The 23,796-nt window shown below is 63.1% G+C and carries 28 protein-coding genes; 1 reads left to right on the top strand and 27 read right to left on the bottom strand.

Features of this window, described 5'->3' with window-relative positions; translation table 11 throughout:
• Nucleotides 1-10: 10 nt before the first annotated feature.
• From flgL to flgB, 11 genes are all read right to left on the bottom strand, one after another.
• Complete coding sequence (gene flgL, locus DUPY_RS04755) at nt 11-913, bottom strand: flagellar hook-associated protein FlgL (protein WP_070246690.1); 903 nt, start codon at nt 911-913, stop codon at nt 11-13.
• An 11-nt stretch (nt 914-924) separates the two neighbouring features.
• The gene (flgK, locus tag DUPY_RS04750) at nt 925-2,295 is read right to left on the bottom strand and encodes a flagellar hook-associated protein FlgK (RefSeq protein ID WP_070246689.1); all 1,371 of its coding nucleotides are present in this window, start codon (nt 2,293-2,295) and stop codon (nt 925-927) included.
• Nucleotides 2,296-2,384: 89 nt separating this feature from the next.
• Nucleotides 2,385-2,837, bottom strand: coding sequence for a rod-binding protein (locus DUPY_RS04745; RefSeq protein ID WP_070246688.1), 453 nt, complete (start codon nt 2,835-2,837; stop codon nt 2,385-2,387).
• A 7-nt stretch (nt 2,838-2,844) separates the two neighbouring features.
• Nucleotides 2,845-3,957 (bottom strand): flagellar basal body P-ring protein FlgI, encoded by a 1,113-nt coding sequence (locus tag DUPY_RS04740; RefSeq protein ID WP_070246705.1) that lies wholly within the window; start codon nt 3,955-3,957, stop codon nt 2,845-2,847.
• An 86-nt stretch (nt 3,958-4,043) separates the two neighbouring features.
• Nucleotides 4,044-4,706, bottom strand: a complete 663-nt coding sequence (gene flgH / locus DUPY_RS04735) for a flagellar basal body L-ring protein FlgH (protein WP_070246687.1) — start codon at nt 4,704-4,706, stop codon at nt 4,044-4,046.
• Nucleotides 4,706-5,497 (bottom strand): flagellar basal-body rod protein FlgG, encoded by a 792-nt coding sequence (flgG, locus tag DUPY_RS04730; RefSeq protein ID WP_167359031.1) that lies wholly within the window; start codon nt 5,495-5,497, stop codon nt 4,706-4,708. Before flgG ends, flgH begins: the two co-directional genes overlap by 1 nt.
• A 27-nt stretch (nt 5,498-5,524) precedes the next feature.
• Nucleotides 5,525-6,250: a flagellar basal body rod protein FlgF gene (locus DUPY_RS04725; RefSeq protein ID WP_070246685.1), complete on the bottom strand. Its 726-nt coding sequence runs from the start codon at nt 6,248-6,250 to the stop codon at nt 5,525-5,527.
• 8 nt (nt 6,251-6,258) lie between these two features.
• A complete protein-coding gene (locus tag DUPY_RS04720) occupies nt 6,259-7,503 on the bottom strand; it encodes a flagellar hook protein FlgE (RefSeq protein ID WP_070246684.1) in 1,245 nt (414 codons plus the stop codon).
• Between the two features lie 27 nt (nt 7,504-7,530).
• A complete protein-coding gene (locus DUPY_RS04715) occupies nt 7,531-8,205 on the bottom strand; it encodes a flagellar hook capping FlgD N-terminal domain-containing protein (protein ID WP_070246683.1) in 675 nt (224 codons plus the stop codon).
• Nucleotides 8,206-8,208: 3 nt separating this feature from the next.
• Nucleotides 8,209-8,628: a flagellar basal body rod protein FlgC gene (gene flgC / locus DUPY_RS04710; protein WP_070246682.1), complete on the bottom strand. Its 420-nt coding sequence runs from the start codon at nt 8,626-8,628 to the stop codon at nt 8,209-8,211.
• 29 nt (nt 8,629-8,657) lie between these two features.
• Nucleotides 8,658-9,020 (bottom strand): flagellar basal body rod protein FlgB, encoded by a 363-nt coding sequence (gene flgB, locus DUPY_RS04705; RefSeq protein ID WP_070246681.1) that lies wholly within the window; start codon nt 9,018-9,020, stop codon nt 8,658-8,660.
• A 174-nt stretch (nt 9,021-9,194) separates the two neighbouring features.
• On the opposite strand from flgB, the gene flgA reads away from it, so the two are divergent.
• Nucleotides 9,195-9,941 (top strand): flagellar basal body P-ring formation chaperone FlgA, encoded by a 747-nt coding sequence (flgA, locus tag DUPY_RS04700; RefSeq protein WP_229255239.1) that lies wholly within the window; start codon nt 9,195-9,197, stop codon nt 9,939-9,941.
• Between the two features lie 57 nt (nt 9,942-9,998).
• Here the strand turns inward: flgA and DUPY_RS04695 are convergent, their stop codons facing one another.
• From DUPY_RS04695 to fliF, 16 genes are all read right to left on the bottom strand, one after another.
• The gene (locus tag DUPY_RS04695) at nt 9,999-10,751 is read right to left on the bottom strand and encodes a glycoside hydrolase family 73 protein (protein WP_070246679.1); all 753 of its coding nucleotides are present in this window, start codon (nt 10,749-10,751) and stop codon (nt 9,999-10,001) included.
• Complete coding sequence (gene flgN, locus DUPY_RS04690) at nt 10,738-11,214, bottom strand: flagellar export chaperone FlgN (RefSeq protein ID WP_084640542.1); 477 nt, start codon at nt 11,212-11,214, stop codon at nt 10,738-10,740. The genes DUPY_RS04695 and flgN overlap by 14 nt, the downstream gene beginning before the upstream one ends.
• Entirely contained in the window at nt 11,211-11,486 is a 276-nt protein-coding gene (gene flgM / locus DUPY_RS04685; RefSeq protein WP_070246677.1) for a flagellar biosynthesis anti-sigma factor FlgM, read from the bottom strand. Before flgM ends, flgN begins: the two co-directional genes overlap by 4 nt.
• A gap of 45 nt (nt 11,487-11,531) precedes the next feature.
• Nucleotides 11,532-12,503 carry a flagellar motor protein MotB gene (locus DUPY_RS04680; protein ID WP_229255238.1) on the bottom strand — a complete coding sequence of 324 codons (972 nt, stop codon included), beginning with the start codon at nt 12,501-12,503 and terminating at the stop codon, nt 11,532-11,534.
• Nucleotides 12,487-13,404 carry a flagellar motor stator protein MotA gene (gene motA / locus DUPY_RS04675; protein WP_070246675.1) on the bottom strand — a complete coding sequence of 306 codons (918 nt, stop codon included), beginning with the start codon at nt 13,402-13,404 and terminating at the stop codon, nt 12,487-12,489. Before motA ends, DUPY_RS04680 begins: the two co-directional genes overlap by 17 nt.
• Nucleotides 13,405-13,458: 54 nt before the next feature.
• A complete protein-coding gene (locus DUPY_RS04670; RefSeq protein ID WP_070246674.1) occupies nt 13,459-14,196 on the bottom strand; it encodes a FliA/WhiG family RNA polymerase sigma factor in 738 nt (245 codons plus the stop codon).
• 33 nt (nt 14,197-14,229) lie between these two features.
• Complete coding sequence (locus DUPY_RS04665; protein WP_070246673.1) at nt 14,230-14,709, bottom strand: flagellar basal body-associated FliL family protein; 480 nt, start codon at nt 14,707-14,709, stop codon at nt 14,230-14,232.
• A 7-nt stretch (nt 14,710-14,716) separates the two neighbouring features.
• Nucleotides 14,717-16,210 (bottom strand): flagellar hook-length control protein FliK, encoded by a 1,494-nt coding sequence (locus DUPY_RS04660; RefSeq protein ID WP_070246672.1) that lies wholly within the window; start codon nt 16,208-16,210, stop codon nt 14,717-14,719.
• Nucleotides 16,207-16,524 carry a hypothetical protein gene (locus tag DUPY_RS04655; RefSeq protein ID WP_070246704.1) on the bottom strand — a complete coding sequence of 106 codons (318 nt, stop codon included), beginning with the start codon at nt 16,522-16,524 and terminating at the stop codon, nt 16,207-16,209. The genes DUPY_RS04660 and DUPY_RS04655 overlap by 4 nt, the downstream gene beginning before the upstream one ends.
• A complete protein-coding gene (gene fliS, locus DUPY_RS04650; protein ID WP_070246703.1) occupies nt 16,517-16,912 on the bottom strand; it encodes a flagellar export chaperone FliS in 396 nt (131 codons plus the stop codon). The genes DUPY_RS04655 and fliS overlap by 8 nt, the downstream gene beginning before the upstream one ends.
• A 63-nt stretch (nt 16,913-16,975) precedes the next feature.
• Nucleotides 16,976-18,379, bottom strand: a complete 1,404-nt coding sequence (fliD, locus tag DUPY_RS04645; protein WP_070246671.1) for a flagellar filament capping protein FliD — start codon at nt 18,377-18,379, stop codon at nt 16,976-16,978.
• Between the two features lie 144 nt (nt 18,380-18,523).
• Nucleotides 18,524-18,955 (bottom strand): flagellar export protein FliJ, encoded by a 432-nt coding sequence (gene fliJ / locus DUPY_RS04640; protein WP_070246670.1) that lies wholly within the window; start codon nt 18,953-18,955, stop codon nt 18,524-18,526.
• Nucleotides 18,956-18,988: 33 nt separating this feature from the next.
• Nucleotides 18,989-20,299, bottom strand: a complete 1,311-nt coding sequence (gene fliI / locus DUPY_RS04635; protein WP_070246669.1) for a flagellar protein export ATPase FliI — start codon at nt 20,297-20,299, stop codon at nt 18,989-18,991.
• On the bottom strand, nt 20,296-21,006 hold the full coding sequence (fliH, locus tag DUPY_RS04630) for a flagellar assembly protein FliH (protein ID WP_070246668.1): 711 nt from the start codon (nt 21,004-21,006) through the stop codon (nt 20,296-20,298). The genes fliI and fliH overlap by 4 nt, the downstream gene beginning before the upstream one ends.
• The gene (locus tag DUPY_RS04625) at nt 21,003-22,046 is read right to left on the bottom strand and encodes a flagellar motor switch protein FliG (protein WP_070246667.1); all 1,044 of its coding nucleotides are present in this window, start codon (nt 22,044-22,046) and stop codon (nt 21,003-21,005) included. The genes fliH and DUPY_RS04625 overlap by 4 nt, the downstream gene beginning before the upstream one ends.
• A complete protein-coding gene (gene fliF / locus DUPY_RS04620; RefSeq protein WP_070246666.1) occupies nt 22,030-23,793 on the bottom strand; it encodes a flagellar basal-body MS-ring/collar protein FliF in 1,764 nt (587 codons plus the stop codon). The genes DUPY_RS04625 and fliF overlap by 17 nt, the downstream gene beginning before the upstream one ends.
• Nucleotides 23,794-23,796: the final 3 nt, after the last annotated feature.

Below are 23,796 nucleotides of genomic sequence, written 5' to 3'. Positions count from 1 at the left end.
TAGCCGGTGATTACAGGATGTTAAACAGCGACAGGCCGCTGACCTTGGTGTAGGCCTTGTACGACGCCTCCACGGCCAGCGAATAACCTGCCAGGTCGGTGGCAGCCTTGGCGTAATCGAGCTTGCTCAGGCTGAGCAGGGCGTTATCGTTCGACAGGCCCACGTTGGTGTGGTTATCGTACAGCGTATTCAGAATGTTTTGGGCGCCGCCGAGCTGGGCGATTTTACCAGACACCAGTTCCAGCGTGGAGGTGGCACTGCCCATGGTGGCAGCCACCGTATCGCGCACTAAGGTCGAGTTTGGTTGCACGTTTGGATTGGCCAGCACGGTAATGGTGGCGCTGAGCTTGTTGAGGAAGTCCTCCAGGCCCTTGATATCGACGTTGGTATTCTGGGTGATGCCGTTGCCCACGACGGTGACCTGTTTCTTCTCGTTGCCCAGGTACTCGTACTGGCCGGTGACGGTATTGAGCTTGATCGGAGCGGTTTGCACCGTGGTGCCGGCAAACACGTAGCGGCCTTCGGCATCTTTCTGATTGGCGGTGTAGAGCAGGCTGTCGCGCAACGAAGTCAGGCTGGTGACCATGGCGTTCAGGTCGGCCGGGGTATTGCTGCCGTCAGCCGAACGCACCATCAGGTCGTTGACCTGGGTGATCTCGCCGGTCATGCTCGACAGGTAAGACTCGTTGGACGACATGCGGATACGCACCGCTGCAATATTGTCACGGTATTGGCCGATCAGCGCCTGTTCGCGCGTCATGCGCGAGATTTGCACGGCGCCGACCGGATCGTCCGACGGCAGCATGATGCGATTGCCCGATGCCATTTGTTCGTTGATACGGGAGACCCAGCTCTGGTTTTCCTCGAGGCCGCGCAACATGGTTGCCTGGTATTGACTGGTGGCGATACGCATGGTGCTTCCCCTTAATTAAACATTTGCAAGGTGGCTTCGAACAACGAGTTCGCGACCGAAATCACCTTCATATTAGCCTGATACATGTTCTGGAATTCGATCAGGTTGATGCCTTCCTCGTCCACGTTCACCGCACTGGTCGATTTCCAGTCGTCTTCGGCCTGCTGGCGGATGGTGGTGGCGGTTTTCATTTGCGCCTGGTTCTGCTGGCTCTGGATCGCCAATTTGCCGACGAGTTGGGTATCGGCGTCGTTCAGCAGGACCGATCCCAGCGAACCCACGTTGATCGCCGTGGTCTGAACACCGATCAATGCTTGCAGGTTGGTATTGTCGCCAGCCGGTTCGCCGTGCGCGGCAAACGCCAGGTCGGCGGTGGTAAACCCCGGGTCGATACTGAGCAGGCTGGTGGTGCTGCTGGCATTGAGCACGAACAGTGCGGTACCGTCGGTACCATCGCTCTTGCTGCCGCCCTTGAGCACGTTATTGAAGTTGGTGCTGAACGCGCTGGCGATGTCGACGATCGACTCCTGCAGCGGCTTCAAGGTATTGGCGCGGAAATCCGCCAGCCCGCCGAGCTTGCCGCCAACTTTGGTGTCGTCAAGCCTGAACTTGGTGTTGGCAAACGCCAGCGTCAGCGTCTGTACGCCACCTGGCGCCTCATACGCGAGCTTGGCGGAGATGTCGCTGGCTACGAGCGGTTGGCCGGTCTTGAGCGACAGGTTGGCGCTGCCGTCGGCGCTGTACACCACTTCCACGCTTACTTGCGACGCCACGCTGTCGATCAACTGGTCGCGCTGGTCGATCAGCGCCGACGTGCTGGTGCCGGTCGCACCGACGGAGCTGATCTTGGCGTTGAGGGCGGCGATGCTGGCCAGTGATTCGTTGAGCGCGGGCAGCATGGTCGAACTTTGCTGCTGCGACGAGACCATCTGGGTCGAGGTCAGGTTGTAAATGCTGTTGATCTGCTTGGACATCGAGTCGGCAGACGTAATCACTTGCTGGCGCAGCGGGGTCGAGGTGGGATCGACGGCAGCCGCGTTGAGCGATTTGAAGAAATTATCGAAACCATAGCTGATGCTCGAGGTGGGGTCGTTCATGACCTTTTCCAGCTGAGTCAGGTAAGGCTGAACCTGGGAAAGCTTGCCCAGTTCCGAATTCGACCGCCACATCTGCTGCGATTTGTAGGAATCTGAGAATCGCAGCAGCGAACCCACGATGACACCGTTGCCAGGTGAATTGTCGCCGCTGGCCGCGTTCGACTGTAAGAGCACGCCCTGGCGCGTATAGCCCGCCGTCTTGGAGTTGGCAATGTTCTGGCTCACCGTGTTAATGGCAGCTTGCGCTGCCAGTGCGCCCGACAGTGCGTTATAGGTGATGGTCATATGTGCAAGGGTCTTTCCTGGTGAACGCGAAGGACCGCAGCTTGCAATGGGCAAGCGCCGCCGGTCCGTTACTTGTAGAAGGCGACGGCCTAGCGGGACCGATTAAGCGGTTCCGAAATATTTTGCACTTCGGAAATAATTCTGCCATTGGTGGAGCCGGTTTTGCCGGCCTGTGCACCTGCAGCGGGGACTGGTTGCGGCAGCAACTGGCGCAAGATGGCGTCTGCCACGCCAAACGCGCGGCGCCCGGCCAGCTGGTCGGCTACCAGGTTGTCGGCCATGTCCAGCATGTCCTGGTTGACCTTGTTATTCAGCGCGCTGTCCTCGTCGGCCAGCACGCGGGTGCCGGAGCGCATCTGGTGCAACATGTGGCCAATGAAGAAACTCTCGAATTTCACCGCCGCCTCGGTAGCCTTGGCGCGGAACGCCGGATCGACCGTGTCGCCGGCCTGGGCGGCGACCGGCGCCACCTGGACGTCCGCCAGCTTGCCAGGGGTGCCCGGTATCAGGCGCGAGGGGTCGAACGTTGGGGGCAGGCTCATGATTTCCTTAAATAACGACCAGTTCGCCTTCGATGGCGCCGGCCTGGTCCAGCGCTTGCAGGATCGCCATGATATCGTCGGGCGATGCGCCCAGGCTGTTGACCACGTCGATAATCGATTGCAGCTTGGCGCCGGCCGGCCAGTTGAACATCTGGCCAGAACCCTGGTCAACGCTCACCTGCGACTGCGGCGTGGCCACGGTGTTGCCGCCGGCTAGCGCGTTCGGCTGGCTGACCTTGGTGCTTTCCGAGATCACGACTTTCAGCGAACCGTGGGTGACGGCGGCGGCGCGTACGCGCAAGCCTTCGGCGATCACCACGGTGCCGGTGCGCGAGTTGAACACCACTTTCGGCGCGTCCTGGCCCACGTCGATCGACAGCGCTTCGAGCTTGGCCATGAAGGCGATGCGTTGGGTGGGGTTGGACGGCGCCTGCACCTCGACCGAGGTGGCGTCGCTGGCGGTGGCGATGTCGCCGAAGCGCTTGTTGATCGAATCGACGATATTGATGGCGGTCTGGAAATGCGGATGGCGCAGCGACAGGCGCACGCTCGGGGTGCTGGCAAAATCGGTGGGAATCGCGCGCTCGATGGCGGCGCCATTCGGAATCCGCCCCGAGGTGGGGGTGTTGACCGTTACCGACGAGCCGCTCTTGCCTTGCGCCGAGAAACCGCCGACCACCACGTTGCCCTGTGCCAGCGCATAGACCTCATTGTCGGCCGCACGCAAGGGCGTCAGCAGCAGGGCGCCGCCGCGCAGGCTCTTGGCGTCGCCCAGCGAGCTGACCACCACGTCGATTGCCTGGCCCTTGCGGTAGCCGGGCGGCAGCACCGCCGAGACCATCACGGTGGCGACGTTTTTCGACTTGGCATCGGTACCGTCCGGCACTTTCACGCCGAACTGCTTGAGCATATTGATCACCGACTGGCTGGCGAATTTGACCTGGGTCGAGTCGCCGCTGCCGTTCAGGCCCACCACCAGGCCGTAGCCTACCAGCGGATTGTCGCGGATGCCTTCGACCGCCACCAGGTTGCGCAACACCTGCGCCGCCTGCGCGGGCAGGGTGGCAAAGGCCAGGCACAGGGCCAGCGGCAGTGCGATGAAGCGGGACAGCTTGTTCATGAAGATCACCAAATGTAGACGTCACCCGGTCAGCTATTGCAACCCCGGGCCAAGAGTCGTCGTTCCCGCGAACGCGGGAACCCAATTTAAAACGGCATGTACGGACCGTTGAAGAACCGCGACAACCAACCAGCCGATTGCGTATCAGCCAGCGTACCCTGCGCCGAGTAGGCGATGCGGGCATTGGCGATCCGCAGCGACGACACCTGGTTCTCGGCGTCGATATCGGCCGCGCGCAGGTAGCCGCGCAGGCGCACGAACTCTTCGCCCTGGTTCAAGGTCAACACTTTTTCGCCAGACACGCGCAGCAGCCCGGTCGGCAGCACTTCTTGCACCACCACGGTAATTGCCCCGGTCAGGGCGTTTTGCTGGGTGCTGGTGGCGTCGCCGGTGAACGAATTGTCGGCGCCCAGGCCAATGCTGGCCTTGGGGAACACCTTGCCCAGCAGGCTCGGGGCAGCGACGTTGTTCGACGATTCCTTGGAATAGCTGGTGCCGGCGCGTTTGCTGGCCTGCGTGGTTTCCTGCAACATCACGGTGACCACGTCACCGACGCGGAAGGCGCGGCTGTCGGACGTCAGCGACATGCCCATGTCCGGGCTGTACACGCCGCCGCCGGACACGCGCGGCATGGTCGAACGCACCAGCGGCGGCGGCTCGTCCATCGGGCCGGGGCGGACCGCTGGCGGTTCGAGGCTGGCGCAGCCGGTAAGGGCGGCCACCAGCAACACAGGCAGTGCGGTTTTCATCAGCGTGCCGCCGAAGCCAGGTATTGCAGCATATTGTCGGCGGCCGACAGCACCTTGGTGTTCATTTCGTACGTGCGCTGGGCGGCGATCATGTCCACCATTTCTTCCACCACCTGCACGTTCGAGCCTTCCAGCGTGCCTTGCTTGATCTTGCCCCACTGTGCCGTGCCCGGCGCGCCTTCGGTCGGGGTGCCGCTCGATGCAGTCTCGGCGTACAGGTTTTCGCCCAGGGCCATCAGGCCGGTCGGGTTGATGAAGCTGGTCAGGGTCAGCTGGCCGAGCTGGCTCGGAGTGGCGGTGCCGGCGATCTTGGCCGAGACGGTGCCGTCTTCGCCGATGGTCAGCGCGGTGGCGTTGTCCGGCACGGTGATCTGCGGAATCAGGGGCAGGCCATGGGCGTTGACCAGGATGCCGTTGGCATCGATCTGCAACTGGCCGGCGCGGGTGTAGGCGGTTTCGCCACTCGGCTGGCGCACCGACAGGAAACCGTTGCCCATCACGGCCACGTCGAGTTCGCGGCCGGTGGTTTGCAGGCTGCCGTTGGTAAATACCTTCTGGGTGCCGACCATGTGCACGCCGTTACCGAGCTGCACGCCTGACGGCGCCAGGGTGTTGTTGTCGGCCACTTGCGCGCCCGGCTGCTGGCCCACGGTGTAGAACAGGTCTTCGAACACCACGCGGTCGCGCTTGAAACCGATGGTGTTGGCATTGGCCAGGTTGTTGGCGATCGCCTGCAGTTTCTGGTCCTGCGCTTGCACGCCGGTCTTGCTGATCCACATTGCTGGATTCATGGTTACTCCCTATTCGGTTGGATCAGCTTAGCCGCTGATCAGGCGATTGCCGGTTTCGGCCATGGTATCGGTGGCCTTGAATAATTTCATTTGCACTTCGAAGGTGCGGTTCAGGCTCATGGTGGCGACCATTTCCTCCACCGCCGAGACGTTGCTGCCCTCCAGGTGGCCAGAGCGCAGCACCACGGTCGGATCGGTCGCCAGCGGCACGCCGTCGCGCGCGATCAGCAGGCCCGCTTCGTTCTTGGTCAGTTCCGAGCCTTCGGCCTTGACCAGGCGCAGCTTGTCCACCGTCTGCATGGTGGTCGTGCCAGGGTTCTGGATCGAAATGGTGCCATCGGTGCCGATGTCGATCTTGCTGTACTCGGGCAGGGTGATGGGGCCGCCTTCACCCAGCACCACGTTGCCGTTGATGCGCAGCGTGCCGGTCTCGTCGAGCACCATGGCGCCGGCGCGGGTGTAGGCCTCGCCGGTCGGGCCTTCCACCGTCAGGTAGCCGGCGCCCGAGATCGCCACATCGAGGTCGCGGCCGGTGGACTTGACCGTGCCCTGGCGGGTGTTGACCGAGTTGGCCTGTAATTGCGCCATGTGGCGGTCGTCGTAGCCATAGCCCTGCACCGCTTGCGCCGTGGACATTTCCATGTCGGCCCGGAAGCCCACGGTGTCGGCATTGGCCAGGTTGTTGGCGCGTACCTGCTGGCCGCGCAGGGCCCGTTCGGCCCCGCTCATGGCGGTAAAGATCAGCGAATCCATGCGTTACCTTAGATCGCTTGCATCAGCGATTGCAACATGGTGCTCTCGGTCTGGATGACCTTCGAGTTGGCCTGGTAGTTGCGCTGCGACGTCATCAGGCCGACCAGTTCGGAAGTGATGTCCACGTTCGACTGTTCCAGCGACGATGCACTGATGGTGCCTGCCATGCCCACCCCGGGAGCGTTGACCAGCGGCTGGCCCGAGCTTACCGATTCCACCCAGCTGGTGCCCGTGACGGTGGTCAAGGCGCCTTCGTTGGCGAAGTTGGCCATCGCCAGGCGGCCGACAGTCTGTTTCTGGCCGTTGGTGTACGTGGCAATCAGCGAACCGTCGCTGCCCAGCGCCACGCTGGTGAAGGTGCCAGACGCGTAACCGTCAGCGCTGTTGGTCGATGTGGTCGCTTCGCCGGCGAAGCCGGTGGTACCGGCGTAGTCGATGGCGATGTTGCCCAGCTTGCCGCCGTTGGCGGCAGTGACGTTCAGGGCGATGGTCGAGATGGTGTCGTCGGCTACTGCGTTGACGCTTGCCATTGCACCGGTATTCTGGTCGAATTTCAGCGCGGTGGTGGCGCCCGACACCAGCGCGCCGTCGAGCACGTAGTTGACGTTGACCAGGTTAGGATCGGTATTGTCGCGTACGAAATACTGGGTCAGCGTGTGCTTGCCGCCCAGGGTGTCGTAGACGACGGTAGCCTTGGACATATTGAAGGTGTTCGGCTCCGGCGGAGTGGCAGGCGTGATCGGCGGGGTGTTGAAGGTACCGAGCGGTTTTGCCCAGTCCGCCGACATATTGCCGATGTAGTTCATTTTGGCCGACACCACGGCCGGAATCGCACCGGTTGGAATCGGCAGGGCGCCGACGGCGCCGAGGGTGCCGGTGGCGGTATCGATCGGGTAGCCCTGTACGCGCCGACCCTGGGCATCGATCAGGAAGCCTTCCTTCGACGCGTCAAAGATGCCCACGCGGGTGTACTCGGTCTGGCCGGTGTTGGCGTCCTTGGCGATGAAGAAGCCGGAGCCGTTGATCGAGGCGTCCAGCGAGCGGCCGGTGCTGAGAATGCCGCCCGGTTTGCTGATGTTCTGGGTCACGGAACCGATGGTCACGCCCACCTGGGCTTCACCGGAGACCAGCGACGAGAAGTTGGCGCGTTCAGCCTTGTAGCCATAGGTGCCGGCATTGGCAATATTCTGGCTGGTGCTGTTGAGGGATTCGTTGATAGCCTGGATGCCAGACAATGCGATATCGAAACTCATGATGGAGATCCTTCGAAAGAGAGTGAATTATTGAATGGCTAAAGCTGTCTTGCCGTTGAACGCGGTGATCGCGCCCGGATCGATTTCGCCGAGGTTGGCAACGTTGAGCACCACCCCGCCGGCAGCGGAGATGCGTACACTGTTCAGGCGGCCCTGGATATCGATCGCAGGGCTTTCCTTGGTGCTGGTTTCCACCGCCATGCTGTAGGTACCTGCTGGCAAACCCAGCTTGGCCGGGTCGATGGTGAACGGTACATTGCCAGGCGCTACGGTGCCGAGCTTGATGGTGTACGCGCTGCCGTCGTCGCCCTTGAGCACGAGGTTGGTCGTGGCGCTGCTTGCTTCCAGCGTTACCTGGCCCTGTATCGGGGCGGTGCCGTCGATGCGTACCTGGCGCGTTTCCGCCATCACGTCCGAACCGACCTGCGCACCCAGCGACAGCACCTGCATGCTTTGCAGGATGCTTGAGTTGGCACTGGTCAGCGTCGAGAGCTTTTGCAGCGCCTCGGTCTGCGACAGCTGCGTCAATTGCTGGACGAACTGGGCCGGGTCCGACGGCGATAGCGGATCCTGGTTCTGGATCTGTGCCACCAGCAGTTTGGTGAACATGTCGGAGGCTTCGCTGGCCGTGTTCGGCGTTACACCGTTGCTGAGGCCGGTGCTACTCGTGGTCGTGCCGTTGTTGAGGAGACTGACTGCCATGACTTAACTTTCACCAAGTTTGAGGAGGGATTGCTGCATCGTGCGGATACGTCCGAGGACTTCGACATTGGTTTCGAATGCGCGCGAGGCCGACATCATGTCGGCCATCTCCGCCACTTCGTTGACGTTTGGGTAGAACACCATGCCGTCGGCATTGGCCATCGGGTGGCCTGGTTCGTACACCTTGCGCAGTGGTTCGGCCGACTCGACCACGTCGAGCACCTGCACCTTGCCGCCCATCGACATGCCATTGCTGTCTGCGCCCATCATGGTGGCGAACACCGGCTTGCGGGCGCGGTAGGTCTCGCCTTCGTTGCCGGCCACGGCGTCGGCGTTGGCCAGGTTGGAGGCGATGGTATTCAAACGCACGCTCTGTGCGGCCATTGCCGAGCCGGCGATCTCGGAAATATCTTTAAACGACATGTCGTTCCCTTGCGATTGGTGGTGCGGTCTTATTGACCGGCGATGGCCTTGGCCAGGCCCTTGAGCTTCATGTTCACGAAGGTCAGGCTGGTCTGGAAGTCGGCGGCGTTTTGCGAAAACGCCGCTTGCTCAACGCCGAGTTCGACGGTGTTGCCGTCGCGCGTGGGGTGGAACGGCACACGGTACATATTCGCCGCTTCGTCATCGCCGCCGAGTTCGCCGGTGGCTTCAGCCTGCAGGTTGGCCAGGGCGGCGCCGAAGTCCATGTCGCGCGCCTGGAAGCCCGGGGTGTTTTCATTGGCCAGGTTGGCGGCCAGGATGCGGGTGCGTTCGGCTCGCAGCTGCAGCGCATCGGCGTGGACGCCGGTAACCTGGTTGAAATTGATGCCCATGGTGTTCTCCTTGCAGGGTCGAATGGTGTAACTGTGGGGTACTATGTAACTGTTAATTGGTGTTTCTTAATAGTAACTTTGTGCCATAATCCTTATGGCAATCTTGCTCGACATGTAGAATGTCGGTCTGCCTTCAGGGGCGCTTTCGCTTGCATCATAGTAGAGGTATTGCCCATGTTCAACAAAACTATTGTAACTGGTTTGAGCCGAATGTTGCTAACCGGAAGCATAATTTTTAACACTTCCGCGCACGCCGCACCGGTCTCTGCAGATAAAGTCCCTCTGCTGGTAGAGAATGCGGCGCGAGAACATGTGTTGCGCTGGGCCGACAGTCGCGGCCTGCAGGAAGCCGAATTTGACATCGAAGTGGTCCGTGGCAGCCGCCCGCTCGCCGCTTGCAGTAAGGAAGTGACGGTGGAGGCAGCCGACAGCCGGCAGCCGTCGCGCATGCGCTTTAACGCCATCTGCGCCGGGGACGGTGCGCGCGGTGGCGGTTGGCGTTACGAGTTCGTGGTGCGGGCCAAGGTTTCAGCGCGCATCGTACTCGCTGCCAACGAGATAGGCGCCGGCAAAGTCATTACCGATGAAGACCTGTTGCTTGAGCGTCATGATATCTCCACCTTGAGCGACAGTGTCTCGGATCCGAAAGAAGTGGTTGGGATGAGCGCCAAGCGCACAGTGCGCGTCGGCGAGGTTTTACGCACCGGCTCGCTGGCGTCGCCAGTGCTGGTAAAGCGTGGTGATCTGGTTAATATTATCGCCACGCGCGACCAGGTCACGGTAACCATGTCGGGCGAAGCGATGGATGCGGGCGCCAAGGGCAGCCAGGTACGCGTGCGTAATTCGAGTGGCAATATCATCCGTGCCAGGGTGACGGGGCCGGGTGAGGTACAGCCGGCAGACATGCCACCAGCGCGCTAGCGCCGCACGGGCGGACCCTGTTGCGGGAGCTTGCAGTCCGGCGTATCTGTTCCGGAGTCAGTCCGCAGCGGAAGCGGCAGCGCGCTGCAACTGGGTAGCCAGCCGCGCCAGCTTGTCGGCGTAGCCGGGGTCGGTGGCATAGCCGCCGCGCGCCAGGCCGTTGGCAAAAGCGCGGGCATCGCCCCCGGTATTGAGCGCGGCCTGGTAGCGCGGATTGCCGGCCAGCATGTCGGCATAGTCGCGGAAGGCGCTTGCCGTATCGGGATAGCTGCGGAAACGCTCGGTCTTCTTGAGCATGGCGCCGTGTTCGAACTCGGTGGTAGTGGCGCTGGCGACCTCTCCCTGCCAGTTGCCGCCGGCCTTGATGCCGAACAGGTTGTTGGTGTCGATACCACCCTTGCGCAGCGGTTGGCGCCCCCAGCCGGACTCCAGTGCCGCGTGCGCCACAACTAACTCGGGCGCGACGCCCAGCTTGTCGGCTGCCTCGCTGGCCCAGGGCTTAACCGAGGCCAGGAATTGTTGGCGGCTCTCGCTGTCCACGGCGCCATCGTCGATAGCGCCGCCCACCTGGCGTGCATTGAGTGCCGCCAACTGCATGGCCTGTGCAGAGGAGGGGGCAAGATTGTTGCTGAAACCACCGTCACCCCGGCTGATATAGCCAGCCACATCGTTCTGCACCTGCTGGAAGGTACTGGAGAACGCACCGGTCGACACCGCGCTGCCGAAGCCGGCCGTAGGCCGGGTTGGGCTGATATTCGCGGTGGTCGCCGCTGTGGCGGCAGTAAAAGCAGTGGAATTAAATTGGCTCATAGGTATGTTCTTCGCCATGCAACACGCGCTGCATGATGCCATGCTGTTCGACCAGCAGATCGGCATTGCGCTTCGACAGGCGCTTGCACTCGATCACCAGCGCTTCGAGCGCCAGCCAGTCAGCTTCTATTTTCTCGCGTGCTGCCGGTTTGAGCAAGGCAAATGCCTGTGCCATGGTGCCCTGGGGACCGTTTAGGTGTTGCGCTAGCGCAACGCGCTCGATGCGCCTGGCATCCACTACTGCCACTGCGGTAGTGAGCTGTTCGACGATCTCAACCAGGCGCGGCCCCTGATGGCGCAGCGCGGCGCTGAACTGTTCTTCCAGCACTGCCGCCAGTGCGCTGTAAGCTTGCAGATCGGCGGCGATACCGGACAGCAGTGCGCGCATGGCGTCCTGGCGCGATGCCGGCGATGGCGTCGGTGAACGAGACGCGGGCGACGCTCGGGCTGCAGCATTGCTCATTTTTCCACTCCGTGGAAGCGCTGGATCAGGCCCGCGAGCTTGGCGGGATCGAACGGCAGCTCGCCCTTGGCCAGCGCATCACGCAGCATGTCCACTTTCTCCTGGTCGATCTCGGGCATGTCGCGCATTGCCTGCAGCGCCGGCTGCATCACCGCCGACTGCAGCGGCGCCGACGACGCGGGCGCGGCTGCAGCTTCGGCGCCGTCCACCGGCGCCGGCTCGGCAACGCGCTGGACGACCATGCCGTCCGGGGTCGAACTGGTGATTCTCATACGGGTGCCTCTGGTTGGCTTGGTTTGCATGGCGTTATTGTAGCGTCAGTTGTTGCGGCCGAGCGAATCGCGCAGTTTTTGCAGCAGGCCCGGATCGGGCAGGGCGGTGTTGATCTGGTCGGTCAGCGGCACCGTGTGGTCCGGCATGCCAAACATCGAGGCAATGGTTTTGGCCTGGCTGGTGGTCAGGATCAGCAGCTCGATGCGGCGGTTGACGCCGGCGTCGGCGCGCTTGACGTCGAGCGGTGCGCGGTCGGCCATGCCCACCACTTGCAGCACCGATTCGGCGTTCATGCTACCGGCAAGCAACTGGGCGCGGGCCGACATGGCGCGGTTGGCTGACAGCGTCCAGTTCGAAAACGCCGCGTAGCTGGTGTCGGCGTACTGCATAGAATCGGTGTGGCCGACGATCAGCATCTGGTTTTCCATCTTCGCGAACAGCGGCCCCATCTTGCGCAGCAGAGCGCGGAACTTGTCCGTCGGCACGGCGCTGCCGCGCACGAACATGCCTTGTCTGTCGGTGTCGTGCAGCATCACGCGCAAGCCGTAAGGTGTGACCACCGCTTCCAGGTTGGAGGTCAGGCCAAAGTCGGCGCTCATCTTGGTCAGCGCCTTGGAGAGCGCCTGCAAATCGTCCGGGCTGTCGTACTTGACCTTGGCGTCGGTAGGGGCAGCCGACGGCTCGCCCTGGGCCAGCTTTTCGCCGGGCGTGTCGGTGCTGCCGGTATGTGGCATCGGGAAGCGGTCAATCAGGCTGCCGCGCGGACCGCCCACCTGCTCGGGCATCACGCCCTTGCCCTGGTCGGTCTTGGCGCCGTCCGATTCGGTCATGACCTGTTCCAGCGCCTCGGTATTGCGGGCGGCAATCAGCCACAGCACCAGGAACAAACACATCAGCGCGAGACAGAAGTCGGCGAATGCGACCTTCCAGGCGCCGCCGTGGTCGTCGTGCTTGTGCTTGCCGCCACCACGCTTGATGATGGTCTGGTCATGCGCTTTGTCATGCGGCTTTAGCACCACGACCTCCCCGGCGGCTGTCGTCGGCCGGCTCGCTGTCGCGGCCTTCCAGGTCATTGATCCAGCGCTCGAGCTGGGCAAAGCTCGGCTTGATGTTCAGCGGTACCAGGCGGCGGCCCGAGTCGATCGCCAACAACGCCGGTTTGCCGGCCACGTGGGTCACCAGCACCACTTTGACGGTTTCCTTGTTCGACGCTTCCTGGTTGACCAATTGCTTGAGCATATTGCACAGTGGATCGATCAGGCCGTAGCACAGGAAAATACCGATGAAGGTGCCGACCATGGCCGCGCCGACGTTTTCGGCGATCTCGCCCGAGGTGGCGCCTTGGCTGACGGTGCTCATGGTGATCACGATACCGAGCACGGCGGCCAGAATGCCGAAGCCCGGCATCGCTTCGCCGATCTTGCCCAGCGACTTGGCCGGCTGTTCGAGCTCGGTGTGGAGCGCTTCCAGTTCCTGGTCCAGCACGCCTTCGAGTTCGTGCGCGTTGATCTTGCCCATCGCCATCAGGCGGAAGTTATCGACGATGAAAGCGAGCAGTTTCGGCTCTTCCAGCACGCGTGGATAGCGCTGGAACAGCGGGCTGTCCTTCGGCGCTTCGACGTGGGCGTCCAGCGCTTTCAGGCCGCCGGCGGCCAGTTGCAGCAGTTCGTACATCAGCAGCAATAACTGGCGCTGGAATTCGGAGTCGTACTTCTTGCGGATGATGATCTTCTTGATCTGGGTCATCAGCTCCTTGAGCACGTGGTTCGGGTTGCCCAGCACCAGTGCGCCGAGGCCGGCACCGCCGATCACGACCAGTTCCAGCGGGTGCCATATCTGGTGGAAGGTGCCGCCCATCAGGGCAAAGCCGCCGAACACGCTACCTAAAATGATGAGGATGCCAACTAGTTGCTGCATGATGATTCGCCTTTCCGCGTCATTTTCTTGAATTCCTGGTCGTGGAGGCCGCCATCAGGCGGCGAGCACGGCTTTCATTTTGTTCAGGGCCGCCTTGTTGAGCTGGCAGACGCGGGCGTCGGTCAGGTCCAGCACGGCGGCGATTTCCTTGTAGCTCAGTTCGAACTCGTAGTACATCTGCACCACCCGCTGCTCACGTTCGTCGAGGCTGCGCAACGCTTGCTCGAGACTGCGCCGCACCATCAACTGCTCTTCCGGCCCCGGGGCGCTGTCCTGTCCCACGGTTTCCTGCAGCACTTCGTCGAAACTGGCGATCAGCTCGGCGTTCTCGTCGAGCTGGTAAGCCTGGTATTGCTCGGGCGTCAGGGACAGCCCGGTCATGATTTCCTGCTCGTTGGGCTCACGGCCCAGCTTGCGGGTCAGCGCGCGCACGCCGTCGCGCAATTTGTGGCTTTGCTGGCGGACCGCGCGCGGCCGCCAGTCCTGCCGCCGCAGCTCGTCGAGGATCGCCCCGCGGATGCGCAAGCTGGCATAGCTGCCGAAGGTTTCATCGGGCGTGCCGTAGCGGCGCAGCGCTTCGAGCAGGCCGATCAGCCCGATCTGTTCCATGTCGTCGCGGTCGATCGCACCGGCCACCTGCGAGTTAAGCTGGCGCACGATGCGCTTGACCAGCGGCGCATACGACAACAGGTACTTCTGCTCGTCGGCCGGGCTGTGCACGGCCACCGCGCCGTCACTGCCGTCGCCGTAACCATCGGCATACGCATTGCCAAACTGCTCTACATAGGCCATGCCCGCTCCACTGTTAACCATGCTCGCTGCGGCTTACTCAATGATGAGCTTGCCTATCATCACATCGCTGAACGGCTTTTCCATGCCATCGTGCTCGTACGCTTCGTCGAAAGCCTTGTTCAATTCCGCTGCAAACTGGTCGATCGTCATGCTCTGAGCGGTGGCCAGCGGCAGGCTGGACAGCGTGCGCACGGCCACGCTGCGCAACATCGGCAAATGTTCCTTGGCCCGGCCCGCAGTCTTCTCGTCGGTGGTGATCACCAGGTCGGCCGACATGTAGTGGGCAGTGGTGTCGCCAGGCGAGCGCTTGAGCATGATGATGACCTTGTCCACCGTCAGGTACTTCGGCGGGCCTTCCTTCTTCTTCTCTTCCTTCTTCGCGGCCTTCTTGCCATCGGCAGAGGTCTCTTCCGCGTGGTCGGCGCCCTTGGACATATACCAGAACGCACCACCGGCCACGGCCGCGCCAACTACGACGACCAGCGCAATCGCGACAATTATTTTCTTGTTCATCTACAGATTACTCCTGGTCATTCATGGCAAAGGTTGGGACTGCGCCGTCCTGGTACAGCGCACGACCCGGGGTGCGAGCGCGCTGTTCCTGCTGATCTTGCTGCTGTTGGCGGCCTCCGTCCTGCTGGCCCTGGGCAAAAGACTGCGCCTGTGGGCGGGAGGCTGACACAGTGACCGCCACCTCGGCGAGCTGGCGCGTGGACAGGTCCTGGCGCACGGTATCGCCGATGGCGTTGAGCTGGCGTACGACCTCGCTGTTGCTGGCCGACAGGTTCACCTGCAGACCGGCGGCACTCTGGCGGATCGAGATCTCGATGCTGCCCATGTTTGGCGGGTCGAGCCGGATCACCGCCTGATTGTTGTTGCGTTGCAAATTCACCTGCAGGCGTTCGCCCAGCGCTTCGCGCAGCGGTTGCTGCCATTGGTCCGGATTGCCGGCGAGTTTCACCGGCACGTTGCCTGCAACCGGCGGCGCGGTGGACGCCACGGTCGCTGGAGGGAGATTGGCACTCGTGAGCGCGGTGGCGAATTTACCCGCTGCCAGACCATCGTCGCGGCCAGCGGCGCCAGTGCCGGTAACGGGCGTGCCGGCAGCGCTGTCGGCGTGATTAGCCGCTGCGCCTGCGGTGCTGCGAGGCAGTGCGCCTCCGTTAGCTTGCGCCGCAGCTGCCTCGCGCACGGGCGGCACGAAGGCGACTGCCGCGCCGGTCATGGCCGCTGCGTTCGATTCTTCCCGCTTGACGTCGCTGGCACCCCGGCTGTTCAACGTTGCGGCTGGGACCGGACCACGAGCAGGGGCCGCAGGTACGACCATTGCCGCCACCGGCATGCTGCCGGCGCTTGCCGCCAGCATCGGATTGAACGCAACCGGCTTGACTTCGGCTTGCGCATTGCTGACGGAGGCTGCCGCGACATCGGCCACGCGCGTAGCCTGCTGTGCCAGGCTCTGTTGGCTGGCATCCTGCAAGGCGGTGAAGCCGCCCTGTGGTGCTGCGCCGACAGGCGGGGAAACGGCAATATTGGCAGCTGTGAGGTTGAATGGCGTCGCTGAAGGATATAGCGTTGCAATGGCAACCCTGTCGCTACGAACGACGTCCGGTATCGTTTGTGTCGCGTCGACTGGCGCTGATGCCGCCAGCGGCGCCACTGTCTGTGCCGGAGCGGGTCCCAGGATGGGGGGTGACGCGTACACGCCTGCGGTCATGGCGCCCAGGAGCGTGGCCTGATCGGCGGACGTCTCGGCGTCAGTGCCAGGATCGGTGACGTCCTCGGCGCTGGTCGTGGCAGGATTGCCGGCATCATTCGAACCAAGCAAGCTGGAAAACAAGGACGCGCCGCCGACGTCCGTTTTCTCGGAGAAGCGTGCAGCGAGCGTGGCTGGCTGGGCCTCGGCGCGCGGCGTACCGGTAGCAGCGATGATGTCTGCGGGTGCTGGAGCGACACCGGTGGCGCCGTTATTGGCGGCGTTAGTGGTAGTTTGGATGGCGATGGCGATGGTCATGCGATGGTTCCGTTTTCTGCTAGTTCGCTGTCAAGGGCGTAGGCGAGCAAGCCTTCTTTATTTGCCTGTAATTCGCTGAGTTTGCGGCCCGTTTCCACGGTGGCAAGGTCGCAGCGACGCACAGCTTCCTGGTGTACCTGGCGCAGCGCCGCGAGCGCAGCCTTTTCAGCTACTTGCCATGGGCCCTGCGTAGCCATCTGGGGCAAGGTCGAGGCGAGCAGCGTATTAATAGCTGCCAACATCTTCCAGTCCTCGCCCTCGACCGCGATATGCATTTTTTGCGTCAGCGAGAGCAGCGTACGTTGTCTATCCACCACTGGCCTTCGCTTGTACGCCCAGCCAGCCGCGTTTGATGGTATTGAGCAGCACCGTCACTTCGTCGATGATGGTCGGATCGAGCTTGATACCGGCCGTATACAGGCGGCTGGCGCAGTATTCGTACAGTCGGCCGAGGTTTTCCACGACCTCGCCGCCGTTGTCGTAGTCCAGAGAACTCGACAAACCATTGATGATATCGGTGCACTTGTTCAGGCTGTGGGCCTTGAGCTCGTAGCGCTTGCCGACGATGTGGCCGCGTGCGCGCGCCAGTTCTTCGAGCAGGCCGTCGGTTAGCACCAGCACCAGTTCGACCGGCGAGGCGCGGGCGACCTGGGCGTCCAGGTTGGTGGCGTGATAACTGCTATAAGCTTCTTGGTTCAGCATGGTGTACACCTAGGGTAAAAAGGAGCGGCGGTGCGCTCCGGATTGCGACGGTTGTAATGAGTGCTACGACGATTCGCTGGAGAACAGCGCAGTAAACAGGTTGGACGTGTTGGTCATCGACGACTGCAGCTGCTGCAGCGCGGTGAACTGCGCCAGGTAGCGTTTGTAGGCGTTGTTGAACTGGCCTTCGAGTGTCGCCAGGCGCTTGGTGGTATCGAGCTGCACCTTGTCGTTGGCGCTTTTGCGCGCGCCGAGCACCCCGTTGACCGAGCTGGTCCAGTTGCTGACAATCTTGTTCATCGAACCGAGTACACCGCTGTCGGTGGTGCCCAGCGCAGTGGCGCGGCCGAACAGTTTGTCCAGTCCTTCGGGGTCTGCGGCCATTGCCTTGGTCAGGCGATTCGAGTCGAGCGACAGGGTGCCGTCGCGGCTGGCGGTAATGCCGTAGCTGATCAGCGACTGGCCGCCGGTGGCGGTGCGCAATGCTGCGTTGAGCTGGTCGCGCAGCGATTTGACAGCCGAGTCGCCAGCAAGGGCCGCGCTGGCGGTGCCGGCGGCCGGGTCGCCCACCTTGGTGACGGTGCCGTACGCAGCCAGCAGGTTGTTGTAGGCGGTGACGAAATTCTGCACGTTAGCGGCGGTGGCGCTGGTGTCGGAGGCGACTTTCATCACCACCGGCGCGTCGTTCGCACCCTGGGCCTGATTGACCGTGAACGAGACGCCGTCGACGATGCTGAAGGTATTGGTGGCCTGCTCGATCTTGGTGCCAGTGCCCTTGGCGCCTACCCAGACGATGGCGTTGCTGGCGGCTGACAGCGTGGTCTTGCTCGACAGCGCAGTGGCCAGCGCCGGATCGGCCAGGCCGGCGGTTTGAATCGAAGCGACCGCGTTCGCCGAGCCAGTCTTGGTGGAGCTCAGTACCAGTTGCGTAGCGCCGTTGATGGTCAGGGTAGAGGCGGTCACGCGCGAATTGTTGCCGGTCGCGGCATTGATGGCGGCGGCGATTTCTTTGGCTGTCAGGTCGTTCGGGCTGTCCGGATCGGTGTTCGCAGCGTCGAGCGACACTTCAAACGTGGTGCCGTCGCCCATGGCAATGTTGAACTTTCCGGGCGTGGCGGGACTGGTGTTAGGTACGGAATACGACACCTGGCCAGCCGTGGCCAGTTGCTCGACGTAGAACGAATAGGTGCCGGCGGTGGCCTTGGTGTTGGCGGTGCCGGTGGCTATGGCGGTGTTGCTGAAGGTGGCAGAATTGGCGCTAACCGATTTGGTGCCGCTAGCGATCGACGCCATCGCGGTCTGGAACGCACTCAGTGCAGAACCGAGCGTGGACAGGGCAGCTGAATTGGCCTTCGCCTTGGCGGCCTGGGCGTCGAGAATCGCCTTGGTTGGCGCGACATAAGAGTTGGCAAGGTTGGTCGCCGTGGTAACCGGATCGTAGGTCGGACTGGTGATAACTGTTGCCATGGTTCATGCTCCTGCAAGGATAAGTGAGTGTACCCTGATACAAGGCGACCCAATTCGTTTCCGTATGAAAAGATTTTTAACTTTTTTTTAGGTGTTGCGTGGACGACGCACCCGGCGTGTCGCACTGAGAAACTTCCGACAATGTTACTTTTGGCCGCGCCACCACGCTTGCGTTGCCAATTCGTCATGCTGCTTGCGTTCTTTGGAATGCTGTTCTTTTTGCACGACCTTGTGCTGCTTGTCGAGTACCTTGCCCAGCACTTCGCGCTTGGCCCACGCCGCATTGAGCGCCTGCTGCGAGACGGCCATGTCGGCTTCGTGCAAATGCAGGTCCACCCGGTGGTTGTCGGCCATCACCATCACGGCTTGCTTGTAGTCGCCGCAGTTGCCGGCCAGGGCAGGGTGCAGGTTGCCGCTGGCGCCGCTGTTCACGTACAGCCCGGTCAGGCGGTCGAGGTTTTTCTGGTAGCGATCGCGCAAGCTGGTCTTTTCGGCCATCTCGGTTTGCAGTCGCTCCACTTCGGTGTTGCGCAGGGCCACCAGGGTGGTCAGGTTGCGGATGTTGTGCTGGCTCATGGTGTCGGTCTCGCTTGGGTCAGGTTCACTTCATCAGCGCATCAAGGTTTCGAGCTGGTTGATGCACGGCTCGTACGGTGCTTCCTCCTTGGTGCCCTGGCACAAAAACTGTTCCACGCGCGGGTGCAGCATCACTGCGCGGTCGGTGACCGGATCGGCGCCCGGCACGTAGGCGCCGAGCGGGATCAGGTCGCGCACGCGGTCGTGGCGCGACATGCTGGCCTTGAGCGCGCGCGCCGCCAGCATGTGGTCCTGCGTAATCACCTGGCTCATGCAGCGGCTGATCGACTGGCCGATATCGATCGCCGGGTAGTGGCCGCGCTCGGCCAGCTCGCGGGTGAGCACGATGTGGCCGTCGAGAATTGCCCGCGCGGTATCGACCACCGGGTCCTGCTGGTCGTCGCCTTCGGCCAGCACGGTGTAAATCGCGCTCATGCTGCCGACCTGGTTCTCGCCGTTGCCGGCCGATTCCACCAGCTGGGGCAGGGCGGAAAACACCGACGGCGGATAACCCTTGGTGGCCGGCGGCTCGCCGAGCGCCAGCGCCACTTCGCGCAGCGCCATCGCGTAGCGCGTGAGCGAATCGACCAGCAGCAGCACGTTCTTGCCCTGGTCGCGGTAGTGCGCCGCGATCGAATGGCACAGCTCGGTCGCCATGATGCGCATCAGCGGGCTCTCGTCGGCCGGGGCGATCACCAGCACCGCCTTTTGCAGACCTTCTTTACCGAGCGACATGTCGACGAATTCGCGTACCTCGCGCGAGCGTTCGCCGATCAGGCCCACCACCACCACGTCGGCGACGGTCTGCCGGGTCATCAGGCCCAGCAGCACGGATTTGCCGACGCCGGAGCCAGCCATCAGGCCCACCCGCTGGCCGCGCCCGAGGGTCAGCATGGAATTGATCGCGCGCACGCCGACGTCGAGCGGCTCGGTCACCGGTTTTTTCTTGAGCGGATTGATGCGCGGCGGCTGCGAATCGAGCGGGAAATCGCCGCTCAGCTTGCCCAGGCCGTCGATCGGTTCGCCGATGCCATTGACCATGCGGCCCAGCCAGCTCGAACCAATCTGCAAGTTGATCTTGTCGGGCGAAGGCAACACCCGTGCGCCGGTGGTCAGGCCCACGGCCTTCTTGAACGGCATCAGGTACGACACCTTGTCGCGAAAACCGACCACCTGGGCGTCCAGCCAGTCGCCGCCCACTGTCTCGATCTGGCAACGCTGGCCGGTGTGCAGCGGACAGCCGACCGCCTCGAGCAGCAAACCGGACGCGCCCACCAGCCGGCCCGTGGGGGTGGCCATGGGGACGGTGCCCAGTTCGAGATTGCGCAAGGCGTCGGCGATCACTGTTCGCTCTCCGTTTCGTCATCGCCGCCATCGACGGCCTGCAACTGATTATCGACCTGTTCCATGACCGCAGCAAGACGTTGATGACATCCGGCATCGACTTCATTATCGCCAGCCTTGATGCGGCATTCGCCCACTTCCAGGCGGGCGTCGCCGATCAGGTTCCATTTTTTGGAGCGTTTTGGATCGAGCTCGGTGATGCGTTTCAGTTCTTCCGGGTTGAGGAAGACGTCGATTTCTTCGCGCGTGGGCGGCATCGAGGCCAGCGTTTCTTCCACCAGCGACATCAGCTGCACCGGCTGCAAGGCCAGTTCGGCGCGGATCACCTGGCGCGCCACCTTGGCCACCAGGTCCACCACTTCCTTGCGCTGGGCGGCGCGGTAGTCGGAACGCAGCTTCTTCAAGCTCTTGAGCATGGCGTCAACGGGACGCGCCATCTGGTCGTAGGCGACCAGGGTTTCGTGGCGGCCTTCTTCGCGGCCCTGCTGCTGGCCGGCGTTGCGGCCCGCTTCGTAGCCGTCTTCCTGGCCGCGTGCGAGACCAATCTCATAGCCGTCGCGCTGGCCCTGCTCGAAGCCTTCGGTGACCGACGCCGCCCACTGGGCGCCGGCGTCGCCGCCGCTGTGGCCAGTGGCGGTGGCGCGCTGCTGCGCCATGCTGGTGAACTGGGCCAGCGGCGGAAAGCGGTAGGCGCGGAACTGCTTCATTCAACCACCTGTTCGGCAAACAGCTGGATCTCGACTTCGCCGTTGTCGGCCAGTGCCTTGACGGTATTCATGATTTCCTGGCGGGTCTGCTCGATGCGCGACATCGGCATCGGGCCGGCGCGGCGCATCATGTCCTCGAACGCTTGCGCCTGGCGTTTCGGCATGGTCTTGAGGATGGCGTCGCGGATCGACACTTCGGCGCCCTTGAGTGCAATCGCCCACTGTTCGAGCGGTACTTCCTCGATGATGCGGGAGAGCGCGTTCTCGGACTGGTTGGCCAGGATCAGGAAATCGTACATCGACAGCTCGATCTTGGACACCACTTCCGGGTCGTGGGCGCGCAGCAGTTCGACCATCTGCGCGCGGTTGCCCGGCAGGCGGTTGAGGATCTCGGCGGTCTGGCGGATGCCCTCCACGCTGGTGCTTTGCGAATCGAACGAACTGAGGCAGCGCACCACCAGGTCATCGAGCTCCTGCAGCAGGTCGCGGTCGATCTCGTCCAGGCGCGCCAGGTTCAGCAGCACCAGGTCGCGGCCTTCTTGCGGCAGCGCGTCGATGATCTGGCCGGCCAGCGCCGGCGGCAGGAAGGCCAGGAACACCGCCTGCATCTGCACGTGCTCGTTGGAGATGTACTCGGCCAGCCACTTGGGCGAGGCCCATTGCAGGCGCGCCATTTTCGGGCGCAGCTCGTCGCCGTAGATGTTGTTCAAGACGGTATTGGCCAGGTCGGAGCCCAGCGCCAGGTCCAGCGAGCGCTTGAGGTAGCTGCGCGAGGCGCCGTGCACGCCCGACTGCTGGCGGTAGTCGTCGAAAAAGGTCTGCATCGCGGTCTTCACCGACTCGACCTTGATGCCGCTCATGCGCGACATCACTTGCGTGACTTCGATCAGCTCCTCGCGCGACAGGCAGCGCAGCACCGCAGCGGCCGGCTCCTCGCCTATGCTCAGCAGCACGATGGCGGCTTGCTCGACCGGCGTCAGCTTGGCGGTGGCGCCAAATTCGCCGTCGTCGTTATCCTGGTAATTATTGAGTTCGGCCATTTTTCTGCATCCATTGTTTGACGACTTCGGCGACGCGTTCCGGTTCTTTCGCGGCCAGTACTTTCAGGTGATCGACCATCACGTCCACCGCCGAGCCTGGTGGCGGCAGATCGTAGTTTTCCAGCAGCGGCACCATGGTGGTCGGGCCGGTGGCGCCCGGCAGCACTGGCAGGCCGTCGGCGCCCAGCGCCGGCACCGCCGGGTTGCCCGGGATGGCGGCAACCGGGTTGCCGTTGGCGTCTTTGGCATCGCGGGCGGCGGCCACGGCGGCCGCTTCGGCGGCGCGGCGTTCATTGGAAGTCCGGGCTTGCTCCTTCGGGTCGGGTGCGAAGCGCATCGTGACCAGGCGCATCAGGGGACGCAGGATCAGCAGGTAGCCGAACAGCACGCCAGCGCCGTAAATCAGGTACGAACTGATATCGACCACGTTGTCGCGCTCCTGCCACCAGGGCAGCACTTCGGCCTTGGCCGGGAAGTTCATGGCCGAGACCACCAGCTGGTCGCCGCGTTCGACGTTGATGCCCAGGCCGTTGCGCAGCAGCTTGTCGATGTTGGCGATTTCGGCCGCGCTCCAGCCGGTTTTCGGGGTCGGGGCGGCCGCTTGCGCCAGCACCACGGCCACGCTCAGTTTCTCCAGGCTGCCACGGCTGCGCTTGGTCTGGGTGATGCTGCGATCATAGGCGTACTGGCGCGTGGTGGCGTTCTTGCGCGCAGTGCCGTCGTTGCCGGTGGCCGGATCGGTGGCGGGCTTGGCGGCGTCGGCCGGGTTCGGATTGGCCGGCGGCGGGCGGTTCGACAGCGTGCCCGGCACGCCCATGGTCATGCGGTTGCGGTCCTGCTCTTCGCGCATGGCTTCGCTGGTCACTTTCGGATCGGCGCCGTATTTCTCGACCGTCTCTTCGACCTTGTCGTTGTTGACGGTGGCTGCCACCGACAGGCGGAAGTTGTCGTCGCCGATCACCGGGCCGAGCAGGCCCTTGATGCTTTGCTTGACGTCGTCCTGGTAGCGCTTGGCCGCCTCGGTGCCGCCGGCGCCGCCATCGAAGCCTTCGGACAGGTCAATGTGGGACGACAGCAGGTTGCCGGCCTGGTCCACCAGGCTGACGCGCGCCGGCGCCAGGCTGGCGACGCTGCCCGACACCATGTTGATCACGGCGGCAATCGCCTCGGGCTGTAACGTACGGCCTGGTTTTAGCGCCACCACCACGGACGCCGACGACTTGTCGCCATCGGACGAGACGAACGAACTCGACTTGGCAATTGACAGGTGCACGCGGGCATGGGCGATCGCGTCGAGCGTCATGATCGACTGCGCCAGCTCGCCTTCGAGGCCGCGGCGGAAGCGCACGTCCTGGACGAATTGCGACACGCCCAGCGGATCGTTCTTGTCCATCAGCTCCAGGCCGGCCGGCAGTTGCGCGGTCACGCCCTTGGCGGCGAGCATCATGCGGACCTTGCCCAGCATGTCGGCCGGTACCAGTACCTGGCCGCTTTCCGGGTGCACGCGGTACGGCACCCGTTCGGCTTCCAGCACGGTCATCATGTCCGACGCCGAGACTTTTTCACGGGCGCCGAACACCGGCTTGTAATCGGACTGGTCCTTCCACAGGAACATCAGCACCAGCGCGGTCACGCCGATCGCCAGCAGCAGTAGCGGGTAGAGGTTCTTGAGCAGGTTGGGGGAGACGGACAGGGCGGCCGGGCTGGCGCGCCAGCGGCCGAAGGCGGTCTTGACGGTGTTAATCACGGG

This window comes from Duganella phyllosphaerae (assembly GCF_001758785.1).
Lineage (GTDB): Bacteria > Pseudomonadota > Gammaproteobacteria > Burkholderiales > Burkholderiaceae_D > Rugamonas > Rugamonas phyllosphaerae.
Note: the sequence above shows the minus strand (reverse complement) of the source record. Positions and strands in the feature narration are given on the sequence as shown.